Origin of the sequence: Sulfurimonas sp., from assembly GCF_026991475.1 — a bacterium.
Lineage (GTDB): Bacteria > Campylobacterota > Campylobacteria > Campylobacterales > Sulfurimonadaceae > Sulfurimonas.
The window spans coordinates 1-9338 of record NZ_JALXBK010000002.1 but is presented as its reverse complement, the minus strand read 5'-3'; the positions used below and the strand labels follow the sequence as shown (position 1 = coordinate 9338).

9 protein-coding genes, 2 tRNA genes and 1 rRNA gene are annotated in these 9338 nt (G+C 34.8%); 5 read left to right on the top strand and 7 right to left on the bottom strand.

From position 1 onward, the window contains the following. The coding region (gene pckA, locus MV589_RS00240; RefSeq protein ID WP_297430931.1) for a phosphoenolpyruvate carboxykinase (ATP) at positions 1-1294 on the top strand (1294 nt) is incomplete at its 5' end. 12 nt (positions 1295-1306) lie between these two features. Here the strand turns inward: pckA and MV589_RS00235 are convergent. The 6 genes from MV589_RS00235 to MV589_RS00210 form a co-directional block, all read right to left on the bottom strand. Next, the gene (locus MV589_RS00235; RefSeq protein ID WP_297430930.1) at positions 1307-1876 is read right to left on the bottom strand and encodes a DedA family protein; all 570 of its coding nucleotides are present in this window, start codon (positions 1874-1876) and stop codon (positions 1307-1309) included. Positions 1877-1897: 21 nt separating this feature from the next. Further along, the gene (gene uvrB / locus MV589_RS00230; protein WP_297430932.1) at positions 1898-3880 is read right to left on the bottom strand and encodes an excinuclease ABC subunit UvrB; all 1983 of its coding nucleotides are present in this window, start codon (positions 3878-3880) and stop codon (positions 1898-1900) included. A 30-nt stretch (positions 3881-3910) separates the two neighbouring features. After that, positions 3911-3986: transfer RNA gene (locus MV589_RS00225), tRNA-Arg, on the bottom strand. Between the two features lie 52 nt (positions 3987-4038). Next, positions 4039-4115: transfer RNA gene (locus tag MV589_RS00220), tRNA-Arg, on the bottom strand. A gap of 66 nt (positions 4116-4181) precedes the next feature. Further along, positions 4182-4400, bottom strand: a complete 219-nt coding sequence (locus MV589_RS00215) for a hypothetical protein (protein WP_297430929.1) — start codon at positions 4398-4400, stop codon at positions 4182-4184. A gap of 6 nt (positions 4401-4406) precedes the next feature. Continuing rightward, positions 4407-4634 (bottom strand): hypothetical protein, encoded by a 228-nt coding sequence (locus MV589_RS00210; protein WP_297430928.1) that lies wholly within the window; start codon positions 4632-4634, stop codon positions 4407-4409. Positions 4635-4747: 113 nt separating this feature from the next. Here MV589_RS00210 and MV589_RS00205 point away from each other — a divergent pair, with 113 nt between their 5' ends. From MV589_RS00205 to aat, 4 genes are read left to right on the top strand one after another with little or no spacing between them, the layout of a single operon-like run. Next, on the top strand, positions 4748-5983 hold the full coding sequence (locus tag MV589_RS00205) for a trans-sulfuration enzyme family protein (protein WP_297430927.1): 1236 nt from the start codon (positions 4748-4750) through the stop codon (positions 5981-5983). Between the two features lie 5 nt (positions 5984-5988). Then, a complete protein-coding gene (locus MV589_RS00200; protein WP_297430926.1) occupies positions 5989-6288 on the top strand; it encodes an ATP-dependent Clp protease adaptor ClpS in 300 nt (99 codons plus the stop codon). 2 nt (positions 6289-6290) lie between these two features. Next, entirely contained in the window at positions 6291-8468 is a 2178-nt protein-coding gene (clpA, locus tag MV589_RS00195) for an ATP-dependent Clp protease ATP-binding subunit ClpA (protein ID WP_297430925.1), read from the top strand. After that, positions 8468-9163: a leucyl/phenylalanyl-tRNA--protein transferase gene (gene aat / locus MV589_RS00190; protein WP_297430924.1), complete on the top strand. Its 696-nt coding sequence runs from the start codon at positions 8468-8470 to the stop codon at positions 9161-9163. The genes clpA and aat overlap by 1 nt, the downstream gene beginning before the upstream one ends. Before the next feature lie 85 nt (positions 9164-9248). Here aat and rrf read toward each other — a convergent pair. Further along, positions 9249-9338: ribosomal RNA gene (gene rrf / locus MV589_RS10965) — 5S ribosomal RNA — on the bottom strand; the annotation flags it as partial.

The following is a 9338-nucleotide window of genomic DNA, read 5'->3' as shown; positions in this document are numbered from 1 at the left end:
AAAAGACCTTTATGTTACTGATGTATATAGTGGAGCGAGTCCAGCTTCAAAAAAATCTATCCGTTTTATAACGGAAGTTGCATGGCAGTCTCACTTTGTTAAAAATATGTTTATCCGTCCGACTGCAGATGAGTTAGATACATTTAAAGCAGATTTTACAGTTTTAAATGCATGTAAAGCAGTGAATGACAAATGGAAAGAGCACGGAATGAACTCTGAAGTGTTTGTTCTTTTTGATATAGAGCGAAATCTTTGTATCATCGGTGGTACTTGGTATGGTGGTGAGTTGAAAAAGGGTATTTTTTCAATGATGAACTACTGGCTTCCACTTGATGGTAAACTCTCTATGCACTGTTCGGCAAATGTTGGAGAGCGTGGAGACACAGCTCTTTTCTTCGGTCTAAGCGGTACAGGAAAAACAACACTCTCTACTGATCCAAAGCGTGCTTTAATTGGTGATGATGAACATGGTTGGGACGATGATGGTGTATTTAACTTTGAGGGTGGATGTTATGCAAAGGTCATTAACCTCAATGGAGAGCATGAACCTGAAATTTTTGGTGCAATTAAAAAAGATGCACTTTTAGAAAATGTTGTTGTTAAAGACAATGGTATTGTTGATTATGAAGATGATTCTAAAACAGAAAACACTCGTGTCTCTTACCCTATTGAGCATATTGTAAATCATAAACCAGATTTAATGGCAGGTCATCCTGAAAATATCATTTTCTTATCTGCAGATGCATTTGGTGTTTTACCTCCAGTATCTAAACTTACTAAAGAGCAGGCAATGTACTACTTTTTGAGTGGTTATACTGCAAAAGTAGCGGGAACAGAAAGAGGTATTACAGAACCGGTTGCAACATTCTCTGCATGTTTTGGAGAGGCATTTATGACACTTCATCCTACAGTTTATGCTGACTTACTTGGTAAAAAAATAGATGAACATAATGTAAATGTTTACCTTGTAAACACTGGCTGGACTGGTGGTGCTTATGGTGTTGGAAAACGTATGAGCCTTAAAGATACTCGAGCTTGTGTCAATGCTATTTTAGATGGTTCAATTAAAGAGAGTGAATTTGACACTACGAAAACTTTTAGACTTCAAGTGCCAAAAACTTTAGGCGACATCAACCCTGAACTTCTTAATCCTAGAAATGCTTGGGAAGATAAAGAGGCATTTGATAAAGCTAGAGATGAGTTAGCTGAAATGTTTATAGAAAACTTCAAACGCTACCAAGATGCGGATAGTCAATTTGACTTTTCAACTGCAGGACCAAAAGTAGAAAGCTAAAAGCTTTCTACTTTATCTCTTTTTTTTCTTCTTTGTTACTTTTTCCATATAGAGCCAAGTCACGCCACCAATCGTTATAAGTATAACTGGTGCTAACCATTTGTTATCACTAATAAACATTGCGAATTTACTTAAAACTGCACCAAAATAGTAGCTACTCAAACCAAAAGCTAATGCCCAAATAGCCGCTGCAAAAATATTTAAAATTGCAAACTTTTTAAAATCATACTTTGTTAAAGCAATAGCAATAGGAACAACTGTTTTTAAACCATAAATAAATTTTTGAATAAAAATCACCCAGTCACCATTTTTTTTCATCAAAATATGAGCCAAAGCCACCTTTCTTCTATGCTTACGAAGCCCCTCAACCATCATTGTTTTTTGGTAACGAGTAAGCCAAAAAAGTAGAATATCACCTAAAGCATTTGCGCTAAACGCAATAGCAATAGAGAGTGACAAATCCATCTTTCCCATAAAACTAAGAACGCCTGCTGCCACGAGTCCAACAAAACCTCCTCCAAGAGAGTAGAGGAAAAGCCCTATATATCCGTATGTTGCCAAGTTGTTGAGTGTATCTTCCATTTTTTTCCTTGATTTTTTAAACTATAATTTTTTTATTTTTGTAATTTCATCACGAAGCCTTGCAGCCTCCTCAAAGTTCAACTCACGAGCAGCCTCTTTCATTTTCATTGAAAGCTCTTTAATGATTGCTTTGCGCTCACTTGGAGGAATTTTATCCATCTTTTTGTGTTTTTGATAGAGTCCTCCATGATCTTCAAGTTTTAGATTTTCATCCAAAGCTCTTTTTGTTGTTCTCGGGGTAATCCCATACTTTTTATTATGTGCTTCTTGCAAAGCACGCCTATCATTCGTTTTATCTATGGCTCTTTGCATCGAACCTGTCATCTTATTTGCATATAAGATAACCCGTCCATTCTCATTTCTCGCCCCGCGCCCTATGGTTTGTACAAGTGCCGTTTCACTTCTTAAAAAGCCCTCTTTGTCTGCATCTAAAATAGCAACCAAAGAGACCTCGGGCAAATCTAAACCCTCTCGAAGTAAATTAATGCCAATTAAGACATCAAACTCCCCTAAACGCAGTGAGCGAATAATTTGATTTCTCTCAATCGTATCTATATCCGAGTGCATATATTGTACTTTTATACCTAAATCTGCCAAATATTTCGTTAATGCTTCTGCCATTTTTTTTGTTAAAACAGTTATAAGAACACGCTCATTTTTTACAACTATGCCCTTTATCTCATCATGTATATCTTCTACTTGATTATCAGATGGTTTTATCTCTATAATAGGGTCAAGCAAGCCAGTTGGTCGTATGATTTGTTCCGCTTTTGTAGAAGAGAGTTCAAGCTCATACTCTGCAGGCGTTGCCGATACAAAAAGATAGTGTGGTGCTTTATTTATATACTCATCTGCCTTTAGAGGTCTATTGTCTAAGGCACTCGGCAGACGAAATCCATAATCAACAAGCACCTCTTTTCTAGCCCTATCGCCAGCATACATTCCTCTATACTGAGGCAAAGAAACATGAGACTCATCTACAATCACAAGATACTCTTTATGATTTTGTTCAAAATAATCAAGCAGTGTAAAAGGTGCTTCACCAGGCTTTTTATTTGTTAAAAGCCTTGAGTAGTTTTCAACCCCTTTACACATTCCCGTTGTCTGCAACATTTCCAAATCAAACTCGACACGCTGTTTTAGGCGTTGATACTCTACAAGCTTTCCCTCTTTTTGAAAATATGCAAGCCTCTCATCAAGTTCTTCTTCTATGCGTTTAATAGCAACTGACATCTTCTCCTGAGAAACACTAAACTGTGAAGTAGCATAAATAGTAACGCTTTTATGCTCTTCTAATTTTTTATTATCAATCACATCAAAAGTATAAATTGCTTCTATTTCATCCCCAAAAAACTCAACACGAACAGCCTCTTGCTCAAAATATGGTGGGTAAATATCTATACTCTCACCATTAACACGAATATGTCCACTATCAAAATAGCTGTCATTACGAGAGTATCCCATCTCCACTAAACGCAGTAGTAGTTTTTTCTGTGCTATTTCATCCCCTACTTCAAGAGATTGCACCATATTTTGATACTCTTCAGGATCACCTAGACCATAATTAGCAGAAACAGAAGCGATAACAATAACATCATCATAAGAGAGCAGATTTGCAGTAGCACTCAAACGCAGTCGTTCAAGTTCATCATTAATAGCACTGTCTTTTTCTATAAATAGGTCTTGACGCGGAATATAAGCCTCAGGCTGATAATAATCATAATAAGAGACAAAATACTCAACATGATTATGGGGGAAGAACTGACGAAACTCTGAGTACAACTGAGCCGCTAAAGTTTTGTTATGTGTCATAATAATGGTCGGCATTTTCACACTCTCTATAACTCGCGCCATAGTATATGTTTTACCACTACCTGTTACACCTTCAAGTGTCTGATAACGATTCCCATTTAGTATACTTTTACTTAATACTTCAATAGCCTTTGGCTGATCACCCGCAGGTTTATAAGGAGATTCTACTGCAAAATTTATATCTTTTTTCATTGCTGGAATTATAGCTAAAATTTTTAAAAGTGGTCTCCCTACGTGGACTCGAACCACGAGCTATCCCTTAGGAGGGGACTGCTTTATCCAGTTAAGCGATAAGGAGTTTTTATTATTGTTAAAATTATTGTGAGTTTTATGTAGATGAAGTTTAAGTATGGTGCGCCCGACACGATTCGAACGTGTGACCGCTGGTACCGCAAACCAGTGCTCTATCCAGCTGAGCTACGAGCGCACACCATCTCTTTATTAAGAGGGTGAAATTATAGCAACAAAAACTTACAGTAGCATAAAACAATATCTACTTTTCAAGTTTTTTTAAAATTTCATCTATTTTTTTATTTTGTAGATAGAGTTCATGATTTTTTCTTACATATGCCTGCAGCAGTATTTTTAAATCATTATTTCCATCTATATTAAAGTCATCAGCCATCTCTTTTTCTAAAAATAGTGCAAACTTTTCTTCAACATCTACATCAAATCGACGCCCGCCAATATGTAAGCCTATTTTTTTACTCATTAACTTTTAGCCTAAAATACTTTCTATTTTGTTTACAATTTCTTCTATTTCTAAATCTTTGAGTGCATTTTCTTCTGCCAATTTATCAATTTCCTGATTCTTCAATTCACAATTCGCTTTTAACGCCACAAGTTCATTTCTCATTGCCTCAGCTTCACTTTTCAGTGTTTGACGCTCTTGAAGTATTTGTGAAACTTTTTCACTCAATTTATCCAATACTGTTGTATTATCCATCTGTCATCCTATTAGATTATATTTTATAATTTTAGCATAATTAAACTCTTTAGGATAGTTTTTATATCCAATTCGATATAATTTATTCACTAACTAAAAGGTATATAAGAAGTATGAATAGATTTGAAGAATATTGTACAAAATTTGTCCAAAGTATCGGGGATAAAGAGGGAGCTGTTTCTCCTATAATTGTATCATCTGCATCATTCGCATATGGTACACCAGAAATTGCAGAGGGAATATTTAACGGAAGTGTTAAAAAACCACTCTATTCCAGAATGGGTAATCCTACAACTACAAGATTAGAATCTATTATGGCAGAGATGGATGGTGCGATAGGTGTAGTTGCCACAAGTTCGGGGATGGGTGCGACAACCCTCGCAACAATGTCTCTTCTTTCATCAGGTGATGAAGTCATTAGCATAGGAGGACTTTTTGGAGGAACTTACTCATTTTTCAGTGAGACTATCAGCCGTTTTGGCGTTAAGACATCCTTCTTTGATGTTGATGAATTTGAAAAGATCACCCAAGCTATAAATGAAAAAACTAAAATTATCTTTTTAGAAAGTGTAGGAAATCCAAATATGCGACTTCCTGACATTAAAAAAATTGCTGCCATCGCAAATAATGCTGGAATTGCACTCATTGTTGATAATACTATTACACCTTTAAGTATCTCGCCCATTGCACTCGGTGCAGATATTGTCGTCTATTCAACAACAAAAATAATATCTGGAAACTCATCTGCTTTAGGTGGCTGTGTCGCTTTTCGTGCTATAAATGAAGGCAATGATAAATTTAAAAGTAAACGCTATGATTTTTTAACTAATTTTATCAAGAATGCAGGTGCTATGGCACTCATTCCAAACGCAAAGAAAAGAGCATTAAGAGACTTTGGAATGAGTGCAAATGCTCACGCTAGTTATCAAACAATGTTAGGCTTAGAGACCTTAGCACTGCGTTTACCAAGAATTGTAAAAAACATTGAAATTATTACACAAGAACTTAGTGAGAATGGGCTAAATATCAACCATCCATCTTTAAAATCACATCCACAACACAGCAGATATTTAGAACAATTTTCTAATGGCTGTGGAACACTTTTTACCATAGATATGCAGACAAAAGAGAGAGCTTTTGAGTTTTTAAACAGAACAAAAATAGCCACTATTACAGCTAATATTGGAGATAGCCGAACATTAGCTCTGCATATGGCTTCTACAATTTATAGTGATTTTGATGCACCTACGAGAAAGTTTCTTGGTATTACTGATGGTCTTATAAGAGTATCTGTAGGATTGGAAAATCCCCAAGATATAATTGATGACTTTCTAAACGCAGCAAAGTAAAGATTATGTCTACACATACAGAATTTGAATTATATGATGAAATTGCACTAAAATATCCCCAAAAATACAAAGTTTTTTTGCTCAATGATGATTATACTTCTATGGAATTTGTTATAGATATTCTTATGAGTATATTTCACAAAAGTTATGAAGATGCTCAAAAAACTATGCTTGAAGTACATGAGAATGGGAAAGGTCTATGTGGGGTTTACTCTTATGAAGTTGCAGAAACAAAAATTATGCAAGTAAAACGAAAAGCTAAAGAGAGTAGTTTCCCTTTAAAAGCTATGATGGAGAAGGAATAAAAATGATAAGTGCATCACTCAACGATATATTTCAAAAATCTATACTCTTTGCAAAACAGTTACATCACGAATACCTAACAATAGAACATGTTTTTTACCTTCTACTAAGCTCTGAAGATGGTGCAACCATTATTGATTCTTGTGGGGGAGATGTAGCTAAGATGAAAGAAGAATTAGCTGAATATCTCAAAAATAGTATGGAAGTATTACCTGAAAATATAAAGCAAGACCCTTATGAAAGCGTTGCTCTTGCAAGACTAATAGATAAAATGGTAAGACATATACAGTCTTCAGGACAAGAAAATGCAGATATAGGCGACCTAATTGTAGCGCTCTTTGAGGAAGAACATACTTTTACTTACGCCCTATTAAGCAAATACCAAATCTCAAAACTTGATATATTAGAGATAATATCCCACGAAAGTCAAGGAACGAAGACAGATACAAAAGAGTCAAATCTCTCTAAATATTCGATAGACCTGATTGCAAAAGCAAAAGAGAATAAAATAGACCCTGTAATTGGCAGAGAAAAAGAGATAAAAAGAGTTATACAAATTCTCTGTAGACGTAAAAAGAACAATCCTATATTAGTCGGGGAACCAGGTGTTGGTAAAACAGCTATTGCAGAAGGCCTTGCGTTAAAAATAGCAGCAAATAATGTTCCTAAAATTATCAATAATGCAAAATTATATGCCCTAGATTTAAATGCACTACTTGCTGGTACAAAGTACAGAGGTGATTTTGAAAAACGTCTTAAAGGCGTTATGGATGAACTAAAGCGTGAAGAAAATGCAATACTCTTTATAGATGAAATTCATACACTTATTGGTGCGGGAAGCACAAGTGGAACTATGGATGCAGCGAATCAACTCAAACCAGCACTTGCCTCTGGGGAAATAAAATGTATGGGTGCAACAACTTTTGCAGAGTATAGAAATGGCTTTGAGAAAGACAAAGCTCTTAGCAGAAGATTTTCTAAAATTGACATTAATGAGCCTTCAAAAAAGACAAGCTATCTAATACTCAAAGGTTTACAAAAAAAATATGAAGCTCATCACTCTGTCAAATATACCAATAAAGCTCTAAAAACAGCAATAGAGCTCTCAAAACGTTATATAAATGATAAATTTCTACCTGATATAGCAATTGATTTAATCGATGAAACAGCAGCATCTTTTCACCTAAAAGAGCCAAAAAAATCAAAAGTAAACGCAGCCGATATAGAGAAAACCATAGCATCAATAGTCGGTATATCCCCAGCGACAATCAGCACAAGTGAAACTCTATCTTTACAAAATTTGGATGAGAATTTAAAGAAAAGAGTCATCGGACAAGATAGCGCAATTCAAAGCGTTTCAAAAGCCATAAAAATAGCTAAAGCAGGGCTTACACCTGCCAGTAAACCTATAGGTTCATTTCTATTTTCTGGACCGACGGGGGTTGGTAAAACAGAACTTGCCATTGCACTCAGTGATACATTAGGCATTCATTTTGAAAAATTTGATATGAGTGAGTATATGGAAAAACATGCACTTTCTCGTTTGGTTGGAGCACCTCCTGGCTATGTAGGATACGAGCAAGGAGGTCTGCTCACTGAAGCAATTAAAAAACATCCATATACTGTTTTATTGTTAGATGAAATAGAAAAAGCACACCCAGATTTAATAAATATTTTACTACAGATTATGGATAGTGCTACACTAACAGATAATAATGGATATAAAGCAGATTTTCAAAATGTTATATTAATTATGACATCAAATATAGGGGCAACTGCTCGAAATGTTATGGGTTTTAACAAAGATAAATCTTTAGCAAAAAATGAAGATTTAAAAGCCTTTTTCACACCAGAATTTAGAAATAGACTAGATGCAACTATAGAATTCCAGCCACTCTCTTCTAGTGTCCTACAAGGAATTGTCTATAAATTTATAGATGAATTAAATGGTGAACTAAAAAAGAAAAAAATAAATGTAACAGTTACAGATAAAGCTGCCAAATACATAGTTAAAAAATCTTTTAAAGCAGAGATGGGTGCACGACCACTTAAGAGATATATTAAAGAAAATATTACAAATAAACTAAGTGATGAAATTCTCTTTGGTACTCTTCAAAATGGCGGACAAGTAGTCGTGGATGTAAAAAACAATGCACTCATAAATGAATACATAAAAAATTAATGTATATTCCTCAATTAAATAAATACTCACTAAGCTTTCCTAATCCACGTGATGCTAATGAGGAAGGCATTGTAGCATGGGGAGGAGACTTAAATCCTTCCAGACTTATTAGAGCTTATCAAAATGGTATTTTCCCGTGGTACTCTAATCAAGATCCAATACTATGGTGGTCAACAAATCCACGTCTTATAATGGAATTAGATGATTTCAAACTCAGTAAATCTCTCAAAAAAAGTCTTAAAAAATTTACCTATAAATTTGATACTAATTTTGAAAAAGTTATGCGTTGCTGTGCTACAACAAAAAGAGCAGGGCAAGAAGGATCTTGGATAAATGAAGAGCTAATGGAATCATTTAATGTTCTACACGGGATGGGTATTGCACATAGCGTTGAAAGTTATCAAAATGGAGAACTTGTAGGTGGTTTATATGGTTTGACAATAGGAAAAGTATTTTGTGGAGAATCAATGTTTACTTATAAATCAGATGCTTCTAAAGCAGCTTACTATATGCTTGTAAAACATTTAAAAAAATGGGGTTACGATTTTATAGATTGTCAGGTACCGACAACTCATTTAAAGTCACTCGGGGCGAAAGAAATATCAAGAAATGAATTTTTAAAAAGACTATATGCTGTACATATGGATAAAATAACACATACTTGGAATGTAGATTCTAAAATATCAAAGCAGTAAAGCAAGAAGAATAATAAGAAACAGATAAATAAATAAATAAATTATAATAAGAATAAAGAGTGAAGTAAAAGTAAATAAACGATTAACTAGGCAGCGACCTACATTTCCACACCTGAAAGGTGCAGTATTATCAGCGATGAGAGGCTTAGCTTCTGGGTTCGGAATGGAGCCAGGC

Coding starts and splice junctions, on each gene's coding strand:
- MV589_RS00235 (WP_297430930.1), bottom strand. CDS start 1,876: ATGGAAGATACACTCAACAACTTGGCAACATACGGATATATAGGGCTT.
- uvrB (WP_297430932.1), bottom strand. CDS start 3,880: ATGAAAAAAGATATAAATTTTGCAGTAGAATCTCCTTATAAACCTGCG.
- MV589_RS00215 (WP_297430929.1), bottom strand. CDS start 4,400: ATGAGTAAAAAAATAGGCTTACATATTGGCGGGCGTCGATTTGATGTA.
- MV589_RS00210 (WP_297430928.1), bottom strand. CDS start 4,634: ATGGATAATACAACAGTATTGGATAAATTGAGTGAAAAAGTTTCACAA.
- MV589_RS00205 (WP_297430927.1), top strand. CDS start 4,748: ATGAATAGATTTGAAGAATATTGTACAAAATTTGTCCAAAGTATCGGG.
- MV589_RS00200 (WP_297430926.1), top strand. CDS start 5,989: ATGTCTACACATACAGAATTTGAATTATATGATGAAATTGCACTAAAA.
- clpA (WP_297430925.1), top strand. CDS start 6,291: ATGATAAGTGCATCACTCAACGATATATTTCAAAAATCTATACTCTTT.
- aat (WP_297430924.1), top strand. CDS start 8,468: ATGTATATTCCTCAATTAAATAAATACTCACTAAGCTTTCCTAATCCA.